General features: G+C 60.9%; 18 protein-coding genes. 8 read left to right on the plus strand and 10 right to left on the minus strand.

Annotated features, from left to right (window positions below):
- Nucleotides 1-9: 9 nt before the first annotated feature.
- The 3 genes from GM79_RS20705 to GM79_RS20715 form a co-directional block, all read right to left on the minus strand.
- On the minus strand, nucleotides 10-3483 hold the full coding sequence (locus tag GM79_RS20705) for a gliding motility-associated C-terminal domain-containing protein (RefSeq protein WP_035567593.1): 3474 nt from the start codon (nucleotides 3481-3483) through the stop codon (nucleotides 10-12).
- Between the two features lie 191 nt (nucleotides 3484-3674).
- The gene (folK, locus tag GM79_RS20710) at nucleotides 3675-4181 is read right to left on the minus strand and encodes a 2-amino-4-hydroxy-6-hydroxymethyldihydropteridine diphosphokinase (protein ID WP_035567595.1); all 507 of its coding nucleotides are present in this window, start codon (nucleotides 4179-4181) and stop codon (nucleotides 3675-3677) included.
- Entirely contained in the window at nucleotides 4178-5038 is an 861-nt protein-coding gene (locus GM79_RS20715; protein ID WP_035567598.1) for an alpha/beta hydrolase family protein, read from the minus strand. Before GM79_RS20715 ends, folK begins: the two co-directional genes overlap by 4 nt.
- A gap of 139 nt (nucleotides 5039-5177) precedes the next feature.
- Between GM79_RS20715 and GM79_RS20720 the strand changes: the two genes are divergently transcribed.
- From GM79_RS20720 to GM79_RS26375, 5 genes are all read left to right on the plus strand, one after another.
- Nucleotides 5178-6185: a polyprenyl synthetase family protein gene (locus GM79_RS20720; protein ID WP_035567601.1), complete on the plus strand. Its 1008-nt coding sequence runs from the start codon at nucleotides 5178-5180 to the stop codon at nucleotides 6183-6185.
- Nucleotides 6186-6232: 47 nt separating this feature from the next.
- The gene (locus GM79_RS20725; RefSeq protein ID WP_035567603.1) at nucleotides 6233-6796 is read left to right on the plus strand and encodes a Crp/Fnr family transcriptional regulator; all 564 of its coding nucleotides are present in this window, start codon (nucleotides 6233-6235) and stop codon (nucleotides 6794-6796) included.
- A gap of 77 nt (nucleotides 6797-6873) precedes the next feature.
- Nucleotides 6874-7329, plus strand: a complete 456-nt coding sequence (locus tag GM79_RS20730) for a DoxX family protein (protein WP_072008689.1) — start codon at nucleotides 6874-6876, stop codon at nucleotides 7327-7329.
- Between the two features lie 12 nt (nucleotides 7330-7341).
- Nucleotides 7342-7776: a DUF1801 domain-containing protein gene (locus tag GM79_RS20735; protein WP_316930140.1), complete on the plus strand. Its 435-nt coding sequence runs from the start codon at nucleotides 7342-7344 to the stop codon at nucleotides 7774-7776.
- Complete coding sequence (locus GM79_RS26375) at nucleotides 7704-7919, plus strand: YdeI/OmpD-associated family protein (protein ID WP_316930141.1); 216 nt, start codon at nucleotides 7704-7706, stop codon at nucleotides 7917-7919. Before GM79_RS20735 ends, GM79_RS26375 begins: the two co-directional genes overlap by 73 nt.
- 196 nt (nucleotides 7920-8115) lie before the next feature.
- Here the strand turns inward: GM79_RS26375 and GM79_RS20740 are convergent, their stop codons facing one another.
- The gene (locus tag GM79_RS20740; RefSeq protein ID WP_035567605.1) at nucleotides 8116-8355 is read right to left on the minus strand and encodes a hypothetical protein; all 240 of its coding nucleotides are present in this window, start codon (nucleotides 8353-8355) and stop codon (nucleotides 8116-8118) included.
- A 216-nt stretch (nucleotides 8356-8571) separates the two neighbouring features.
- Here GM79_RS20740 and GM79_RS20745 point away from each other — a divergent pair, with 216 nt between their 5' ends.
- Nucleotides 8572-9987, plus strand: coding sequence for a cytochrome P450 (locus GM79_RS20745; RefSeq protein WP_051719143.1), 1416 nt, complete (start codon nucleotides 8572-8574; stop codon nucleotides 9985-9987).
- 44 nt (nucleotides 9988-10031) lie between these two features.
- Here the strand turns inward: GM79_RS20745 and GM79_RS20750 are convergent, their stop codons facing one another.
- The 4 genes from GM79_RS20750 to GM79_RS20765 form a co-directional block, all read right to left on the minus strand.
- Nucleotides 10032-10907, minus strand: a complete 876-nt coding sequence (locus GM79_RS20750; protein ID WP_035567607.1) for a universal stress protein — start codon at nucleotides 10905-10907, stop codon at nucleotides 10032-10034.
- A gap of 147 nt (nucleotides 10908-11054) precedes the next feature.
- Nucleotides 11055-12377 carry a peroxiredoxin family protein gene (locus GM79_RS20755; protein ID WP_035567610.1) on the minus strand — a complete coding sequence of 441 codons (1323 nt, stop codon included), beginning with the start codon at nucleotides 12375-12377 and terminating at the stop codon, nucleotides 11055-11057.
- A 105-nt stretch (nucleotides 12378-12482) separates the two neighbouring features.
- Nucleotides 12483-13250 carry a hypothetical protein gene (locus tag GM79_RS20760; protein ID WP_152560118.1) on the minus strand — a complete coding sequence of 256 codons (768 nt, stop codon included), beginning with the start codon at nucleotides 13248-13250 and terminating at the stop codon, nucleotides 12483-12485.
- Nucleotides 13251-13473: 223 nt separating this feature from the next.
- On the minus strand, nucleotides 13474-14328 hold the full coding sequence (locus GM79_RS20765) for a hypothetical protein (RefSeq protein WP_035567616.1): 855 nt from the start codon (nucleotides 14326-14328) through the stop codon (nucleotides 13474-13476).
- 236 nt (nucleotides 14329-14564) lie between these two features.
- Between GM79_RS20765 and GM79_RS20770 the strand changes: the two genes are divergently transcribed.
- Together GM79_RS20770 and GM79_RS20775 are read left to right on the plus strand one after the other, a co-directional pair.
- Nucleotides 14565-16850 carry an aconitate hydratase gene (locus tag GM79_RS20770; protein WP_035567620.1) on the plus strand — a complete coding sequence of 762 codons (2286 nt, stop codon included), beginning with the start codon at nucleotides 14565-14567 and terminating at the stop codon, nucleotides 16848-16850.
- A 194-nt stretch (nucleotides 16851-17044) separates the two neighbouring features.
- Complete coding sequence (locus GM79_RS20775) at nucleotides 17045-17635, plus strand: tetratricopeptide repeat protein (RefSeq protein WP_152560119.1); 591 nt, start codon at nucleotides 17045-17047, stop codon at nucleotides 17633-17635.
- A 38-nt stretch (nucleotides 17636-17673) separates the two neighbouring features.
- Here GM79_RS20775 and GM79_RS20780 read toward each other — a convergent pair whose 3' ends face one another.
- Together GM79_RS20780 and GM79_RS23425 are read right to left on the minus strand one after the other, a co-directional pair.
- Nucleotides 17674-18543: an NAD(P)H-binding protein gene (locus GM79_RS20780; protein WP_035567623.1), complete on the minus strand. Its 870-nt coding sequence runs from the start codon at nucleotides 18541-18543 to the stop codon at nucleotides 17674-17676.
- 45 nt (nucleotides 18544-18588) lie between these two features.
- Nucleotides 18589-19011, minus strand: a complete 423-nt coding sequence (locus GM79_RS23425; RefSeq protein WP_051719144.1) for a luciferase family protein — start codon at nucleotides 19009-19011, stop codon at nucleotides 18589-18591.
- Nucleotides 19012-19017: the final 6 nt, after the last annotated feature.

Below are 19017 nucleotides of genomic sequence, written 5' to 3' on the forward strand. Positions count from 1 at the left end.
GAGATTCGTTTAATACAAAACCGTCAGCGAGCCGCTGTAGGATTTGCCCAAAGGCCCCCGCGTGACGACGACGTAGTAATAAGTGCCCACCGGCGCCGGCTGGCCGTTGATTTGGCCGCGCCACTCGTTGGACCGGCTGTAGTTGTCGGCCGAGAAAACCTTGTTGCCCCAGCGGTTGAACACGGTGACCGTATTGTTGGGGTATTGCTCAATAAACTCAATCTGCCAGGTGTCGTCGCGTCCGTCGCCGTTGGGGGTGAAGGCGTTGGGAATGCGAATGGCCGGCCGCACCGTCACCGTCACCTGGTCGGAGTCGGCGCAGCCACCGGTCCCGGCCGAGAGGGTATAGGTCGTGGTCACGAGGGGCGAGGCCACGGGCCGTAGCGAGTCGCCCGGAAAAGCCAGCCCCGTGGCCGGCGTCCACGTCACGGGGTAGGGGCCTTCAACGCGGCCTTCCAGCGTTACCGAAGTGCCGGCCAGAATCTCCTTATCCGGCCCGGCGTCCACATCGGCCGGCGGGCTGATGCGCACCACGATACCATTGGAAACCACCGTAACCGGCTGGCCGCACACGTTGGTGGTGCGCAGGCGCAGGGTCACGGTCTGGCCGTCGCGCAACGTGGTGCTGGTGAAAACCGGCGTGGTTGTTCCAGCTCCGGACGCGTTATTGCCGTTCACCAGCCACTGGTAGGCAGGCGCCGGGCCTTCATTAGTAACATTGGCGATGCTGAAGGTGAGTGGCTCGCCCGGACAAACCGGGCCGGCCGGCTGCACGGCAATGGTCAGCGTGGGCAGCGGCGTGGCCGTGCGCGTCACCGTCACGGTGGCCGAGGCCGGGCCCGTGCTGCACGTTCCCGCCGCAGCCGTTACCTCCACCCGCACCCGGTCGCCGGAAACCAGCGTACTGCTGCTGAAAGTAGCCCCGGTGGCCGTTGCCGCCACGTTATTAACAAACCAGCGGAACGTGGGCGTGGCCCCGGCATTAGTGGGCACGGCCGTGAAGGTCAGCGGCGTGCCGGGGCACTGCACGGGCGGCGGTGCCAAGGTCACCGTGGGGGTTACTGGCTGTTGAATCTGCACACGTACCCCATTGGAAACCACCGTCACCGACTGGCCGCACACGTTGGTCGTGCGCAGGCGTAGCGTCACGGTCTGGCCGTTACGTAGTAACGCGCTGGTGAAAGTTCTGCCTGTTTTTCCCACTACGTCGACACCGTCTACTTGCCATTGGTACTGGCGAGCTTGGCCAGCGTTGGTCACGTTGTCGATGCTGAATGTAAGCAGTGTGCCCAAGCAAACCGGGCCGCGCGGCTGCACGGCGATAGTGAGCGTGGGTGGCGGCACCACCGTGCGCGTCACCGTGGCGGTAGCTGAGGCCGGCCCGGTGCTGCACGTTCCCGCCGTAGCCGTTACTTCCACCCGTACCCGGTCGCCAGTCACCAGCGTGTTGCTGCTGAAAGTGCGGCCGGTGGCAGCCACCGCCACGTTGTTTACGAACCAGCGGAATGTTGGGGTAGTGCCGACATTAGTAGTCACGGCTGTGAAGTTCAGGTTCGTGCCGGGGCACTGCACGGGCGGCGCCGCCAAGCTCACCGTGGGGGTTGTAAGGGGGAGAACTGTGATTATTACCGGGTCTGTGAAATCGGGGGTACAATAAGGCCCCGACCCGTTAGGAAGCAGCAGCTGAGCCCGCCGCCGGAAAGAGGTCGGGCCGGGCGTCTGTGAAGTTGGTGGCTGGTAGGTGGGTCCGGTGGAAACGCCTGGCGCGTTCTGCCAATTGCCATTTCTCAGAATTTGCCACTGGTAAACGAGCGGCAAGCCAGCATCGCTAGAAGCATTTCTGGTGCTTGTAATAAGGGCTGGCATTTGTCCAGCGCACACCGTCGGGGATGCAGCAATACTACCCGGTACAGGCAGGTTTGGTATCTGGACGGTGCCTGAGCTTTCGCGGCAAAAGCATTCGGTCGATATGAGTAGCTTCACGGTATGCGTTCTAACGTCGGCCGTGAAAATCTGAGAAGGAGGGTTTTTCCCAATGAAAGTATTACCATTGCCAAATGTCCAAGTGTAGGTCACCGGAGCAAAATCAATGGGCGGGGCCGTGAATTTTATTTCTCGACAGCCTACTATCTCAAACGAAGGGCCCACGCGCAGCAGGGAGCTCTGGTTGAAATTGACCAGACCCAGGCCACTCAAGCGGCCTCCCAGCTGCAGGCTGTCGTCGGCGTAGCCAATGGCCGCGCCCAGCGAGTCGGGGTAGGCAATGAAACCTAGGGCGGGCTGGTTATTACGGGCCACGTAAATCCGGCCATCAGGACCGGCCTGCAGCGCGCCCAGGTCGGCGGGTGCGGTCTGGTTGAGCGGAATGTCGCGCTTAACAACCGGCCCAGTGCTGGTGCTGTCGAATTGCAGCAGCTTGGGTGGGTTCATAACCGTGGCGTAGAGGTAGCCGCCAGCCGAAAACCCCACCCCGTAATATTTCCCCTCGCCACTGTCCACGATAAACGGAACCTGCGGGTTGACGCTCACATCGCCCGTGCCGGTATCAAACCCGAAAAGCTCGACGGTACTGCTGTTGTCGCCCAGCACTTCGCTGTAGCGGGCCAGGGCCAGCCGCCGGCCGTCGGGGGTTATTTTCATCTGGCCTTTGTAGCCTAGGGCAGCCTCGCTCGGCGCGTGCAGGCTGCCGACGGTCGAAACAATCGGCGCGTCGATTACGATTGGACCTGTGTAGCCAGCGGATTGCCGCACGCGGTAGGCCAGAAAAGCATCGCCGCGGTTGTCGTTGCCGCTCTTGGCCGCGCCCCAGCCGTGGGTGATGACCCAGATGTCACAGCCGTTCTTATGAAATACGGCCGTTAACTTTTCCGCCGTGCCGCGGGCCAATGGGGTGTTTTTGGTGGCAAGTATGACAGTGCCCGAACCGCCACCAGCCGGAATCTGGATTTCCGAGTAGCTCAGGCCCACGGTACTGTTCAAGGTGAAGAGCAGGTAGCGCGTTGGTTGGCCCGGCATCACCAGGCCCGGCATTTTGAGGGGCAGGGGGCCGTCGGTAGTGGTGCTGTCGCCGGCCAGCCCCCGGCCGTTGGTCATCACGGTTCCGTTGCCGTTCCAAACAGTTCGGCCGTTGCTGTAAAACAAGATGTTACCATCCTTGTCCGACATCACTCCCGAACCAGCCGGGGCATCCATTGCGCCATTGGTGAGCACCTTGGGCAGGGAGTCGGCCGAGGCCTGATTGAGGTTGAGCCCCGCCTTGAAGCCGAAGTACCAGGTGTTGGCAAACTTCTCATCGGCCGCGCACTCCGGGGGCGGGTTGCCCTGCGCTAAAGCCGTGGTGGCCGCACCACTTAGCAGCAGGAGCAGCGTGAGCAGCCAGGCTGCCGAGCGGGTGCGTCTAGCGGCAGCCGGCCCCCGTTTAGCATTAAAAGCAGGGAAATTGGTGCTACTGGAACGGGAAGGGTACGGCAGCGCTGCAGGCATAAAAGGGCGGGTAAGTGGGCGCAATGGTAAGCAGCTACCTAGAACGAAAGTTCCAGCCACTCGCCTTGAGAAAGCTTCTGATTAGCAGCAAATGCCAAAATCGGTGGCCACCTGACAGCCTGATATAAACGATTTTCCAGCGCCAGATAACGCAAGTTAGAAATAGTGGCCTGCCAAGTCGGGTTGGTGATTTACAAGACGCCATCACCCAGCCACGGCCGCACGGGCAGCGGGTCGGGGCAGCGCGCCAACAGGTCCGCCATGGTTAGGCCCAGCGCCGGGTGCACCAGCTGCGGCGCAATTTCGGCCAGCGGCAGCAGGGCAAACCGCCGCTCGGCCAGGCGCGGGTGGGGCACGGTCAGGTCAGGCTGGTCTATTATCGCCGGCCCGTACAGCAGGATGTCAACGTCGAGGGTGCGGCTGCCCCAGCGCTCCAGCCGTTCGCGGCCGGCCTGCTGCTCCGTGGTCAGGCATCGTGCCAGCAGCTCTCCGGCCGACAGGAGCGTTTCAATAGCCAGGGCCTGATTGAGGAAGGCAGGCTGGTCTTCGCGGCCCCAGGCGGCGGTTTCGTATAAGGCCGATGCTGCTACCACTTGGCCGGCCGTGGCCGCCAGCCGGGCCCGCGCGTCGCGCAGCAGCGCGACCCGGTTGCCGAGGTTGCTGCCCAGCAGCAAGTAGGCCGTTACCGGACTGCTCACGCTTGGCGTTGGAAAAAATCCGCCGTGTGTTCGGCCACTAGTTGGGCGGGTTCGGGCAAGGTGGTTGCAGGCCAGGGGTGTGCACCGCCAAACATGTGGCCCGCGCCGGGCACCAGCAGCAGTTCGGCATCGGGCTTGAGTTGCTGTAGGGCGTGAGCGGCGGTCAGGGGCACGGTTTCGTCGCTCTCGCCATGCACCAGCAGCAGGGGTTGGCGCACGCGGCGGCGCACGTTGTGCGGAATATCGAGGCGCGGCCGGTTGGCCACGTAGTCCTCCAGAATCTGGTAGTGGAGCGGTAGCTGCTGGCCGGTGCGCAGGTTGGGCACGTGCAGCACGCCGGCCCGTTGCCACTCGTCCAGCACCGATTGGGGCCAGCGCTGGTCGATGTCGGCAATGCCGGCCCAGGTAGCCACGGCGTGCACGCGCGGGTCCTCGGCGGCTTTGAGCAGCACCAGGCCGCCGCCCCGGCTGTGGCCCACCAGACTGAGCCGGCTCAGGTTCATTTCGGCGGCGGGCACGGGCGTGGCGCCGGGCGTGAAGAGGGCGTCGATAACCTGCCCGATATCGTCGAGCTCAATACTGAAATTGTTGCGGCCAAAGGCGTCCAAATCTTCCAGGTCGCCGGTGCCGCCCACTACCAGGCCGTTGTGCGAGAGGTTGAGCTTGACGAACACAAACCCGCGCTCCGCAAAAAAATCGGCCAGCAGCGGGAAATGGCCCCAGTTTTTGAATCCTTTGAAACCGTGCACGAAAACGACCACCGGTTTGGCCTGGCCAGTAGCCTGATACGTGGCGTCGGCTTCGAAAGCGCGACCGTGGCGGGTGCCGCTGAGCAGAAAAGGCGAGTTAGTGAGCATAGGCGAAGGTAGGGCGTTTGGGGTAGGAGGGTGGGAGGGTAGCAGGGTAGGAGTTGGCGCCGTTCTGAAACCTCGTACCCGCCTACCCGCCCAACTTCCTGCCCAGACTCCCCGGTTCTGGCGTAATATTGTTGCCGCAATGCCCCATACTCCGCCCTTTTCCCTCGACCAGATTCAGGCCCCCATCGCGGCCGAAATGGAAGAGTTTGAGCACAAGTTCCGCCAGTCGATGCGCACCAAAGTGCTGCTGCTCGACAAGATAATGGGGTACATCGTGAAGCGCAAGGGCAAGCAGATTCGGCCGATGTTCGTGTTTCTCACGGCCCGCGCCACCCGGCTTGAGCCCGCCACCGGCGACCCGCTGCCCGACGCCACGTTTCGGGGCGCGGCGCTCATCGAGCTGCTGCACACGGCTACTCTCGTACACGACGACGTGGTGGACGAGAGCAACTACCGCCGTGGCTTCTTCTCCATCAATGCGCTGTGGAAGAATAAAATAGCCGTGCTGGTGGGCGACTACCTGCTGTCGCGCGGCCTGCTGCTGGCCCTGGAAAACGACGATTACGACCTGCTTAAAATAGTGAGCAACGCCGTGCGCGAGCTGAGCGAAGGTGAGCTGCTGCAAATCGAGAAAGCCCGCAAGCTCGACATCACCGAGGATGTTTATTTTGACATCATCCGCCAAAAAACGGCTTCGCTCATCGCTTCCTGCACGGCCGTGGGCGCCGCCTCGGTGGGCGCCGACAAGGAGGTAATTGAGCGGGCCCGCCTGTTTGGCGAGAAAGTGGGCATCGCCTTCCAGATAAAGGACGACTTGTTCGACTACGGTACCGCCGAAATAGGTAAGCCCGTTGGCATCGATATTAAGGAAAAAAAGATGACGCTGCCGCTGATTTACGCCCTGCAACAGGCTTCCTGGCTGGAAAAGCGCAAGGTCATCTTCAATGTGAAGAACAACGACGGCCACCGCGACCGGGTGCAGCAGGTGATTGAATTCGTGAAAAAGTCGGGGGGGCTGGATTACGCCATTGCCACCATGAAACGCTACCGCGACGAGGCCCTGGCCATCCTGCACACCTTCCCCGAATCGCCGAGCCGCACCTCGCTGGAAGAGCTGATTAACTACACCATAGAGCGGGAAAAATAGACCGCGGATTGGCCACGCCAAACTCTATTTTGCCCGCCTGGCCCGCTATGCATCCTGTTCTGGCTTATACCGACCGCATTGTTCGGCTCGAACCACCGGCCCGCGACGAGCTGCTGCGCGCTTTTACACGGCAGGAATTTGCAAAAGGCACTTGCCTGCTGCGCGCCGGGCAAGCCAGCCAGCACTATCATTTTTTAGAGCAGGGGCTGGTGAAGTCGTCGTTTTTCAAGGAGGACAAGGAGTTCATTATGACCTTTTTCAAGGAGGATATTCTGTTCACCGAAATCAACAGCTACCTCACCACGGCCCCCTCCAAATACCAGCTGCTGGCCTTGGAGCCGACTACGGTGCACAGCATTGCGCGGCCCGACATTGTGCGCCTTTGCCGCGAGTACCACGCCATCGAAACCTTGTTTAAGCAGTTGCTGGGGTTTGCTTCCATTGGCATGATGAAGCGTATCAGCGAAATGCTGGAGGAAAATGCCACGACGCGCTACCGCCTGTTTGTGCGGGAAAAAGCACCCTTGTTGCAGCGTATTAGCCTCGGCGACCTGGCGGCCTACCTGGGCATCACGCAAGTGTCGCTAAGCCGCATTCGGGCCGGGCAGTAGCTTTTTATCATATGTTAAATAGCGGGGTAGGTGCAATGGGTAGTTTTGACATATCCTTTCGTACCCCGCTGCTTACCATGAAAAACAACCACCCTCGCCCGACCCTTTTCTGGACGGTAATCGGCCTGCTGGCCTTCGGAATGCTGGCCGGTGGCACGGCCCAGCTACTGCGCGCGCAAGTAAACGTGGACGGCATGCGGCACCTGGGCTACCCCCTCTACGTGCTGCCGCTGATAGGGGCCTGGAAGCTGGCAGGCACCGCGGTGATTTTGCTGCCGGGCTGGCAGCGGGCCAAAGAATGGGCCTACGCGGGCTTTTTCTTCTTGCTCACCGGCGCTACTGCGTCGCACCTGGCCAGCGGTGAGGGCGTGGCCCGCGCCTTGCCGGCGTTCGTATTTGCCTGTCTGGCGGTGGCCTCCTGGTGGCTGCGCCCCGCCGGCCGCCGCCTGCCCGCCGCACCCGAGCCGACGGCCCAGGCAGCGGCTCTTGGCTTGGCGGCGCCGCACGGCCAACTGCAAGGGCCAGCTGTTTAAATCTGCTTCTCTATGAACCCGAAAGTTGACTTTTATTTCCTCAAAACCCAGCAGTGGCGCGAAGCCCTGGAGCACTTACGGGCGCTGGCCCTCGAATGTGGCCTAACAGAAGTGCTGAAGTGGGGCGTGCCCTGCTACACGTACAACGGCCGCAATATTTTGCTGCTGCATGTTTTTAAAGAGTATTGCGCCGTGCTGTTTTTTAAAGGCGCGCTGCTTCGGAGTGCGCCGGACCTACTGGTGCAGCAAACGGCTAACACGCAGGCGGCGAGACAGCTGCGCTTTACCACGGTTGGGGAAGTCGTGGCCCGAAAAGCCGTGGTGAAAGCCTGCATTCGGGAAGCGCTGGAGGTGGAGCAAAAGGGCTGCAAGTGGTGCTCAAGAAGACCGAAGCATTTGCGGCGCCGGAGGAATGGCAGCACAAGCTGGCCGAAACTCCCACGCTGAAAACAGCATTTGAGGCCCTGACGCCAGGCCGGCAGCGGGCTTACTTGTTGCATTTTTCGGCCCCCAAGCAGTCCAAAACGCGCGTGGCCAGAATTGAGAAATGCAGCCCAGGCATTCTCCGCGGCAAGGGGCTGGCAGAGTAGCGCCGGCCGCGCAGTTGGCCGGGGACCAGGCAGCAAAAAGGCCACCCGATTGGGTGGCCTTTAGCAGTAAAATCGCGAAGGAGAGCGCGCCCAAAATCCGTGCACTCCGCTTAATTCGAGCCAATCTGTGACCTGAAATTACTGGGCTACCTGATAGCTCACGGCCTTGGCGTCGCTCACTTTGAAGGTCACGCCATCAGAAAGAGCTGTCTACTTCCAGTGAGTGCGTTATTTCGCAGCCGGGGCACTTGATTTCTTCGATTTCGTGGTTTTCGGCGTGCTTGGCCGAGTCGGCATGCTCGTTGGGGGCGGGTACCCCGATGAGGCCGGTGAAAACTTCGGTGCTGCACTGTTCGCACTCAAACTTGAGGCCCACGGCGCGGCCTTGTACGTCGGCGAGTGGGGCGGGGGAGTTGGGGTTTTGCTGCGTCCACATAAGAAGGAAGAGTTAGTTGGGTGAAGAAAAGGATAAGTACAACGCGCCCATTTGGTGTGGAAATGCGCCAAGGCGCGTTCAATCGTTAGAAAGGACCAGACGGGCCGCGCCTACGCGGTGTTTTTACGGTGCCAATTCGAAAAAGACGAATTGGACCGGCCCAGTAGGTAGTTTTGATGACGGCGGCCGGTGTCGGGCCAGCTTCAGCAACTACTCATGGAAACCCTAAAAACCGAGCAAGCGGCTCCGAAACAAGCGTTTTTACTGCCACGGGTGCCGCGCTGGCGCTCGCTGCTGCGCTCGTTTGCGCTGGCCAAAGACCCGCTACCGGTGCTCGACGCCACTCTGGCCCGCTACGGCGACACGGTGGAGCTGTTCATCGGCGGGGTTGAGAAAAGCATCCTCACCCGCGACCCCGGCCTGACCCAGCACATCCTGCAGAAAAACCACCGCAACTACGCCAAATCGAAGTTTACCCAGGGGTTTTCGCGCTACATTGGCCACGGCCTGCTCACCAACGAAGGGCCCGACTGGCTGCGGCAGCGCCGGCTTATTCAGCCGGGCTTCCATCGGCAGCGGGTGGCCGGGCTCACCGGCCTTATGCAGGAGCTCACGGCCGAAACCCTGGCGCCGCTGGCCGCGCAGGCCGCCAGTGGGGGCGGGGCCGTTGCCGTGCCGGTGCACGAGCTGATGACGCGGCTGACGTTCCGCATTATTGCCCGCTCGGTGTTCAGTACCAACTTTCCCGAAGCCGAACTGGACCGGCTGGCCGGGCTGATTACCGAAATTCAGGCATTTTTCGTGCGCTCCATTCGCCAGCCCTACCTCAAGCCCTGGTTCCGGCTGCGGGGGCAGTTCCGCTACCACGATGCGCTGGCGGCGGAGCTTCGGGCGCAGCTGGGCGGCTACATTGCCCGGCGCCAGGCAGCCAACCAGCAGCCCAACGCCACGCCACCCGACGACCTGCTGCAAATGCTGCTCGACGTGCGCTACGAGGATACCGGCGAGCCCATGACCTCCGACCGCGTGCTCGACGAAGCCCTGATTCTGCTCATCGCCGGCCACGAAACCAGCGCCAACGCCCTCACCTGGCTCACCTATCTGCTGGCCCACCACCCCGGCGAAGCTGCCGCAATTCGCACCGAGATGAATGCCGTGCTCGCGGGGCGCCCACCCACATTCGAGGACCTGCCGCGCCTTGGGAAAGCCCTTTTTGCCGTGCAGGAAGCCATGCGCCGCTACCCACCCGCCTGGATGGTAGACCGCGTGGCCCTGGCCGACGACGCCTACAACGGCCTCCACATTCCCAAAGGCACGCTGTTTTCGCTGTATTTCTACGGCCTGCACCACGACGAAAAGTATTGGGACGCGCCCGCCGAGTTCCGGCCCGCCCGCTTTGCGCCCAACCCGGCGCGCCCGGTGCAGCCCTTTGCCTACGTGCCCTTTGGCGGCGGGCCGCGCCTGTGCATCGGCATGCAGTTCGCGCTCACCGAAATGCAGCTCGTGACCCTGGAGCTGTTGCGGCGCTTTGAGGTGCAGTGGATAGCCGGCCAGCCGCCCGTAACCATGCAGCCGCTCATTACCCTGCGACCCCGCAACGACTTTCAGGTGCGGCTGCGGTTGGTGGGGTAAATGGTGGCGTACCAGCCGCAGGGCCCCACCCCCGGCCCACGGTGCTACGCGTTCAAATGGTACGTCAGCACTGGCGGCAGGGCGTTGGTGGCCACGGTTTCGGCGATGCTGGTTTGGAAGAAGCGGCTTAGCCCTGAGCGGGCGTGAGTGGGAATGACCACCAAATCGGCATTTATTTGCTGGGCGTATTGCTCGATACCGCTCGTGGTACTGGCCGCACGTACCATTTCTATTTGGATGTTGGACAGCCCCGCCCGCTCGGCAAAGGCCTGCAGATGCTGCTGCCCCGTGTCGGAATTGGAGCTGGATACAATGTGCAGCAGGTGCACCGTGGCGTTGGGAAAGGCCGCCACTACCCGGCGCAGGCCGTCGGTAGCGGTAGCCGCCTCTTCGGTGAAATCCGAGGGAAACACAATGCTGCGCACCTCAAACTTGGCTTGCGCGTTCTTTATGGTGAGCACCGGGCAGGGCGCCAGGCGAATCATGCGCTCGGTATTTGAACCCACAAAAAAGCCTTCCATGGCGCCGTGGCCCTGGGCGCCCATCACCACCAGGTCGATGCCGTGCTTCTCCACCGCAGCCAAAATGCCGTCGCCGATGCGCGAAACCTCCACCGTGTCGTGCACTGCTACGCCGGGGGCGAGGCGCTCGGCCTCGTCTTTCAGCCCAGCCATGCGCTGCTTGGTCACTTCCATCAGTTTGATGGTGAACAGCTCGTCCATGCCGCCGTTGCTGTTGGGCAGCTCCGACCCGTTCACCGGCCCGCCAAACGTGCTGAAGTTGGCGGTGCCCGACTCCGGCGCTTCAATTACGTGCAGCAGCGTCACGCTGCCGCCCGTGTGCTGGGCCAGCTGCATGGCTACCTCAAAAGCGTGGTGCGATTCGGCCGAAAAGTCGGTAGGAACAAGGATGTTTTTCATGGCGCAGTAAGGGAAAAAGAATTAGCAGCAGCCGTCGTGTTGCTCACGTCGTGCTCCAGCTATATCAGGATACGAGAAAGCCCGGATTTAGGAGTAAATCCGGGCTTTCGAGGCTTGAAAACGTATTTTGCTGATTTGGCCGTGGTGCTATTCTTTCAGTAGCTTGTCCACTTCGCGGTTGAAGCTGGCAACTTCCTCCTCGTAATACTTGCCCGTGCCGGGGCCCGAAAAGCCGGTGTGAATTTTCCGCACGACGCCTTTTTTATCCAGGAAAATGGTGGTGGGGAAGGCCAGAAACTGCGCCAGCTGCGGCAACGACTTGGCCACCGAGTCCTTGTTAGATACGCCGGCCACGGCCAGCTCGTAGCCGATATTGAACCGCTCGCGCATGTTGCGCAGCCGGGCCGAAGCCACTTTGTAGTCGGGGCTGCGCTCGTAGCCCAGGCCGATGACTTCCACGCCGCGGCTCTTGTTTTTCTCGTACCACGGCGCCAGGAAGTTGGTTTCGTCCATGCAGTTGGGGCACCACGAGCCCAGGATTTGGATGACCACCACTTTGCCCTGGTATTTGGGCGCGGTCGGCTCCACCACGCCGCCCTCAAAGATGCTGGGAAACTTGAAATTCAGCCGCGTTTCGCCTTTTTTGAGGGAAGTGAGGGCGTCGGCATCGGGCAGCTTGGCGTTGGGGTCGAGCACGGCGGTCCAGGTTTCGTGGCCGGACTTGCCGGAGTAAAAGTCGCCGAACAGCGTGTTGGGCGCGTATTCTTTGGTGATGTCGATGGGTTCCTTCGGTCCGTTGTGGGCCGTGAATAGAAAGGCGTGGCTGCCGTCGAAGGTGCTCACGCGCATATTTTGTCCGCTCACTTGGCCGCTGAGGTAACGGTAGTCGCCGGTAGTAGTGAGGAAAGTACCCGTGAGCTTGTCACCCTTCTGGGTGAATACGCCGGTGGCCGTGTAGCTCTCCGAGCCTTCGCCAAAAGTGGCCCGCCAGGTGCCACCGAAGCTGCCCGTTTTTTCGGTTGATTGCGCGGTGGCAAACAACTCCTGCGCGCCGGCCGAAGCCGTCATCGGCACGCGGTACGAATCCTTGGTATCGTACTTTACCCAGGTGCCTTTCAGCTTGTCCGGGCCGTCGGCGCGCACCACCAGCGCGGCATCAAAGCTGTGCAGGCGGATGGTGGTGGAATCGCCGGCCGAGGAAATTTCCTCGCAACGCAGCCGCTCCTCGCCGTCCAGGCCCTTATTAATGAGGTAGACCACCGGCTTGCCGGCTTCGGTTTTCACCTCAAACAGAAACGGAATTTCCTGGTCCTGGGTGGCCAGCACCCCGCGCCAGGGGCCGGGCGTGAGCACGGGCGCCGCAGTGCCGCCAGCGGCCGCCGTTTCGGTAGTAGTGGTATTGGACTGGCAGGCGCCCAGACCCAGGCCGAGCACGGCCGTAGCCAGGAGGCGGAAGGAAAACGTAGTCATAAGTGGTGCAAAAATGCGAAGGGCGTATTGATGGAGTCAACCGGAGTTCACAACTGCTGGTTGCCGCAATAGGTTGTGGGAAGGGTGGTTGTTCGTATTCAGGTTTCAGCGAAACCCTTTGCTGGTAGATGGTCGCTTGGCGGTGGGGTCGAGCACGGCAGTCCAAGTTTCGTGGCCGGATTTGCCAGAGTAAAAGTCGCCTCTTAAACTAGAGGTTCTTTCCTTGTCCGGCACGGCATCAAAGAGAAAGGCATTATTACCATTAAAAGTGCTAAGAAGCCAGTGCTGCACTTTATTACGCAGCACGATATTTCCAGCTAAATAACGGTAGTCTCCTGTTTCAGTTAAGAATTTGCCCGTCAAATTATTTTCTGTTCCATTGTCCTTGACGTTGTATTTGAAAACACCCACTGCGGGATACGTATTGCCCTCACTTCTTCGAAAAGTAACCTTGTAATTTGCACCTTTAATCATAGCTTTATTAAATATCGGCAACACCTTTCCCGCTGACCCATCATCTTGATTGAATAGCTCTTTTCCGCCTTCCATCTGCACCTGCGGGTTTTGTTTTCCTGCCGTGGCCGTCAGCGGCACGCGGTACGGGTCCTTGGTATCATACTTCACCCAAGTGCCTTTCAGCTTGTCCTTACCATCAGCGCGCACCACCAGCGCGGCATCAAAGGTGTGCAGGCGGATGGTAGTGGAATCGCCGGCCGAGGAAATTTCCTCGCAGCGTAGCCGCTCCTCGCCGTCCAGGCCCTTGTTAATAAGATACACCACCGGCTTGCCGGCTTCGGTTTTCACCTCAAACAAAAACGGAATTTCCTGGCCCTGCGTGGCCAGCACCCCGCGCCAGGGGCCGGGCGTGAGCACGGGCGCCGCCGCGCCGCCTGCGGCCGCCGTTTCGGTAGTAGTAGGGTTGGACTGGCAGGCGCCCAGGCCCAGGCCGAGCGCGGCGATAGTCAACAGGCGGAAGGAAACTGTAGTCATAAGTGGTGCAAAAATGCGAAGGGCGTATTGAATGGAGTCAACCGGAGCCCACAACTGCTGGTTACCTCAATAGGTTGTGGTAAGGGTGATTGTCCGTTTTCAGGTTTCAGCGAAAACCTTTGCTGGTAGATGGTCGCTTGGCGTTGGGGTCGAGGACGGCCGTCCAAGTTTCGTGGCCGGACTTGCCGGAGTAGAAGTCGCCTTTCAGGCTACTCAAGCCTATAGAACTATCTACAGCATCAAAAAGGAAAGCGTGATTTCCATCAAAGGACGACAAACGTACTCTTGGCTTGCCTTTCGTTTTAACTCGGTTACCAAATAAGCAACGATAGTCGCCACTGGTGGTAAAAAACTCGCCAAATAAGTTGCCTGATTCTGTATCAAACCGGAGTACCCCAACCGCAGGGCAGGTTTTGCCCTGTTCATCTTTGAATTCTGCTCTGTAAGTAACAGCTTGCTGATTCTCAAGTCGACTGTCAAAAGGCAACGTGAACTTGTCGGTTTCTGAAACCTCATCAGGAAAAAGCCGATTGGACAATTCCTCTGTTGGTTCTACTACTGCCGTCATCGGCACGCGGTACGAGTCCTGAGCATCGTACTTCACCCAGGTGCCTTTCAGCTTGCCCTCACCCGCATCCCGCACCACGAGCGCGGCGTCAAACGGGTGCAGGCGAATGGTGGTGGAGTCGCCTGCCGAGGAAATTTCCTCGCAGCGCAGCCGCTCCTCGCCGTCCAGGCCTTTATTAATAAGGTACACTACTGGCTTGCCGGCTTCGGTTTTTACCTCGAACAAAAACGGAATTTCTTGGCCTTGGGTGGCCAGCACGCCGCGCCAGGGGCCGGGCGTGAGTACGGGCGCGGCATTACCACCAGCGGCTGCCGTTTCAGTAGTAGGGTTGGACTGGCAGGCGTTCAAGCCCAGCGCGGCCAAAGTCAACCAGCGGGCAATCGAAGTATTCATAAGTAACCGCAAAAATGCAAACGGAAGCCCGGCAACTGCGTTCCGTGCCAACAGGTTGCCGCCTGCTGCTGCCTTGCAATGACCCGGCCGCAGTTCCCGCAACCGCTACGCTCAGATAACGCCCCGCCCAAATATTGCGTTAAGCTTAGGATAAACGGCTTCTGTAGATTCCGGTTAGGTCCAACCTAACCCGCAGTACTACATTTGCACCAACACCTTATTTACCTCCGCATCCTATGGCTTTCGACCTGGAAATGATTCGCGCCGTGTACGCCGGCATGGGTTCCCGCATCGAGGCGGCCCGCACCGCCGTGGCGCGCCCGCTCACCCTCACCGAGAAAATTCTCTACGCCCACCTGTTTGGCGGCGAAGTAAAGCAAGCGTACGAGCGCGGCGTTTCCTACGTTGATTTTGCCCCCGACCGGGTGGCCATGCAGGACGCCACGGCCCAAATGGCGCTGCTCCAGTTTATGCAGGCCGGCAAAGCCACCGTGGCCGTACCCAGCACCGTGCACTGCGACCACCTCATTCAGGCTAAAGACGGCGCTACCGAGGATTTGGCCGAAGCCAACTCCGAAAACAAGGAAGTTTACGACTTCCTGGCCTCGGTTTCCAATAAGTACGGCATTGGCTTCTGGAAGCCCGGCGCCGGCATTATTCACCAGGTAGTGCTCGAAAACTACGCCTTCCCCGGCGGTATGATGATTGGCACCGACTCGCACACCCCTAACGCGGGCGGCTTGGGCATGGTGGCCATTGGCGTGGGCGGTGCCGATGCCGTGGACGTGATGGCCAGCATGGCCTGGGAGTTGAAGTTCCCAAAGGTGATTGGCGTGAAGCTCACCGGCCGTATGAACGGCTGGACTTCGGCCAAAGACGTGATTCTGAAAGTAGCCGGCATCCTGACCGTGAAAGGCGGCACGGGCGCCATCGTGGAGTACTTCGGCGACGGCGCCGAGAGCCTCTCGGCCACCGGCAAGGGCACCATCTGCAACATGGGCGCTGAAATTGGTGCCACCACGTCGGTATTCTCCTACGACGAGAAGATGGGCGACTACCTGCGCGGCACCGGCCGGGCCGAAATCGCCGAAGCCGCCGCCGCCGTGCGCCAGCACCTGCGCGCCGACGACGAGGTGTACGCCGACCCCGCCAGGTTCTACGACCAGCTCATCGAAATCGACCTCAACACCCTGGAGCCCTACGTGAACGGCCCATTCACGCCGGATGCCGCCTGGCCCATCTCCGAGTTTGCCGCTGCCGTAAAGGCCCACGGCTGGCCCGAGAAGCTGGAAGTCGGCCTCATCGGCTCCTGCACCAATTCGAGCTACGAAGACATCACCCGCGCCGCCAGCATTGCCGCCCAGGCCGTGAGTAAGGGCCTGACGGTGAACGCCGAGTTCACCATTACGCCCGGCTCGGAGCTGGTGCGCTACACCGTGGCCCGCGACGGCCTCCTCGACACCTTCTCGCAGATGGGCGGCGTGGTGCTGGCCAACGCCTGCGGCCCGTGCATCGGCCAGTGGGCCCGCCACACCGACGACCCCAAGCGTCGCAACTCCATCATTACCAGCTTCAATCGCAACTTTGCCAAGCGCAACGACGGCAACCCCAACACCCACGCCTTCGTGGCCTCGCCCGAAATCGTGACGGCCTTCGCCATCGCCGGCAACCTGACTTTTAACCCCCTCACCGACACCCTGCCCGGCGCCAACGGCCCCGTAAAGCTCGACGAGCCGGTGGGCGTGGAAATGCCGCCCCTCGGCTTTGCCGTGGAAGATGCCGGTTTCCAGGCGCCCGCCGCCGACGGCAGCGGCGTGCAGGTGCTGGTAAGCCCCAGCTCCGACCGTTTGGAGCTGCTAGAGCCGTTCAAAGCCTGGGAAGGCACCGACCTGAAAGGGTTGCGCCTGCTCATCAAGGCCCAGGGTAAGTGCACGACGGACCACATTTCGATGGCCGGCCCGTGGTTGAAGTACCGCGGCCACTTGGACAATATCTCCAACAACATGCTCATCGGGGCCACCAACGCCTTTAACGGCAAGCCCAACGAGGTGCGCGACTTTTCGACCCAGGGCGACGGCTACACCACCGTGCCCCAGGCCGCGCGGGGCTACAAGAGCATCGGCATCGGCACGGTAGTGGTGGGCGATGAGAACTACGGCGAAGGCAGCTCGCGCGAGCACGCCGCCATGGAGCCCCGCCACCTCGGCGTGCGCGCCGTGATTGTGAAGAGCTTCGCCCGCATCCACGAAACCAACCTGAAAAAGCAGGGCATGCTCGGCCTCACCTTCGATAACAAGGCCGATTACGACCTGATTGAGGAAGGCGACACCATCGACATCCTCGGCCTGACCAACTTTACGCCCGGCCAGCCCCTGCAGGCCCGCCTGCACCACGCCGACGGCGACACCGACCTCATCACCCTCAACCACACCTACAACGAGGGTCAAATCGAGTGGTTCAAAGCCGGCTCGGCCCTGAACCTGATTCGCTTGAAGGAAGCAGCAGCCAAAACGACTTTCTAATATCAAAAGTCGATTTTAGCGCTTAAGCAGCAACGGCCGCCTCAGTATTCTGGGGCGGCCGTTTTGTTTATATTCGCCGAGCTTTCAGGGTGCGTAATGCGCTGCAAATAAACTTATAGCCCATGCAAAAGCTGAGGAAGACTATTTTTTTGGCAATGGTAGCACTGATTTGCCTATCGGCTGTTCCTCCCTGTTTGCCCGGAATCAACCTGGTTCCCATGTACGGGCGCGTAAAAAAGTGCCCCGAGCAGATAGCTGCCGACCAGCAGTTTTTTGCCTATTGTGAAAAGACATTCAAGTCCCGGCAGGAAGCTGCAGCCGCTTTTGCATCCCGGGGCTGGGACCATTTCTATGCCAATGAGCTGGATGTGTCTATGAAGCGCTTTAACCAAGCATGGATGCTCGACAGCACGAATACCCAAGTGTACTGGGGTTTTGGAAATATTCTGGGCAAGCAAAGGCATTTCGCGGCGTCACGGTCGTTTTTAAGGTTGGCAATAAGGCTTAATCCGACCAACGCGAAGGTTTTAAATGACGCATCCAATAGCTACATCAACCACTTCCTGGCTACGAAGAACTTCGCTGCCCTCGACACTTCGGTGCTGTACCTAAAGCAGGCAATTAAATTGAATCCCAAGCAGGCACGCCCCTACGCGGATTTGACCGCCGCCTATTACTTCTACTCACAACCCGATAGCGCCCGAAAATACCTGGCCATTGCTGACAAGTTGGACCCTGCGGCCGTGGATAAGCAGGTGCGGAAGAAGTTAAAAAATGCCAAGTAGGAATAGTATCGCGCCTAGAGCGGCGTAACAGCAACTGCTCAGTTGGCTGTAGGCTTCAGGAAATCGGCCAGCACGTTGCGCATGGTTTGCGGGGAACGGCCCAGCAGAGTTTCCAGCGTGGGGTCTACGGCCGCGAAGTCGCCGCGCCGGGACGACCGAAACGTGCCCAGCAGCAGTTCGGCTACCGGGGCCGGCACGCCCCGCGCAATGGTGGCCTGCCGCCACTCATCGTCCGTCACCGTCTCGTGCCGGATGTCGCGTCCCGTAACTTCCGAAGCCAGGGCGGCGAGGTCGGCCATTGTTACGGCGGTGGCGGCGGTGAGCGGCGGGGTGATACCCTCAAAACGACCAGGCTGGGTCAGAATCAGCGCGTCGGCTTCGGCTAGGTCGGCGCGGGTAGTCCAGCTCACGGGGCCGTCTTCGGGCGTGCGCAGGATGCCCTCCCGCAGCCCGTGGCCTACCATGTGCAGGGCGCTTTCGGCATAAAAGCCGTGGCGCAACGAGGTGTAGGCCCCGCCCTGCGCGGCCAGCATGGCCTCGCTTGCAGCATGGTTCAAGGCCGGCTCAAAGAACGAATCGGGCCGCGCGCCCATGTGGCTGGTGTAGAGAATACGGTCGGCCCCGGCGGCGTGGGCCGCCTCAATAGCGGCCCGGTGCAAGCGTCGGGCCTCTTCGCCGAGCTTATTGGCGGAGATAATTAACACCTGGCTAGCCCCCGCGAAGGCGGTTGGCAAGCGCTCGGGCTGCCCAAAATCGCCGGCTCGTACTTGCACGCCGCGCTCGGCCAGAGCGGTGGCTTGGCCGGGTTCGCGCACGCTGGCTATCAGTTGGTTGGCGGGTATGAGGCGCAGCAGGTTTTCTAAAATGGCGGCCCCTAACTGGCCGTTGGCTCCGGTGATGACAAGCATGTTGATGAATTTCTGGGAGTGACAATAATTGTGGTTGGGGCGGGGCTACTGGTTGCGGCCGGCCTGCAGGCGCTCCAGCAGCACGGCCAGCGGCTGGCCGTGCAGGCGCTCGTAATTGAGCCGAAACAGCCAGGTGGCGTGGTCGGCATCCGCAGCGGTGCGAATCCGGAACGTCACCCAGTCGCCGGGGCCTTGGCCGTACGGAAACGGACTGGCCAGGCGCTGGGCCAGTAGCGGCAGGCCCAGGCCGGCGGTGGTGGCCAGGTGCACTTCCCCATTCAGATGAATGTGGCCGAGCTCGGCTTCTCCCACGTAGAAATCGGCCCCGTCCACGCGGGTGCGGTCGAATAAATCCCAGTGGGTAGCGGAGATTATATCGGGCCACGTCCGAATGGCGGTGGCAGTTTGCTGGGCCGGTCCGGCCAGCACGGGCGCGGGCCGAATGGGTCCCTTAGCGGCTAATTTCATGCGTTG

The organism is Hymenobacter sp. IS2118, from assembly GCF_000715495.1.
In the GTDB taxonomy this organism is placed as follows: Bacteria; Bacteroidota; Bacteroidia; order Cytophagales; family Hymenobacteraceae; genus Hymenobacter.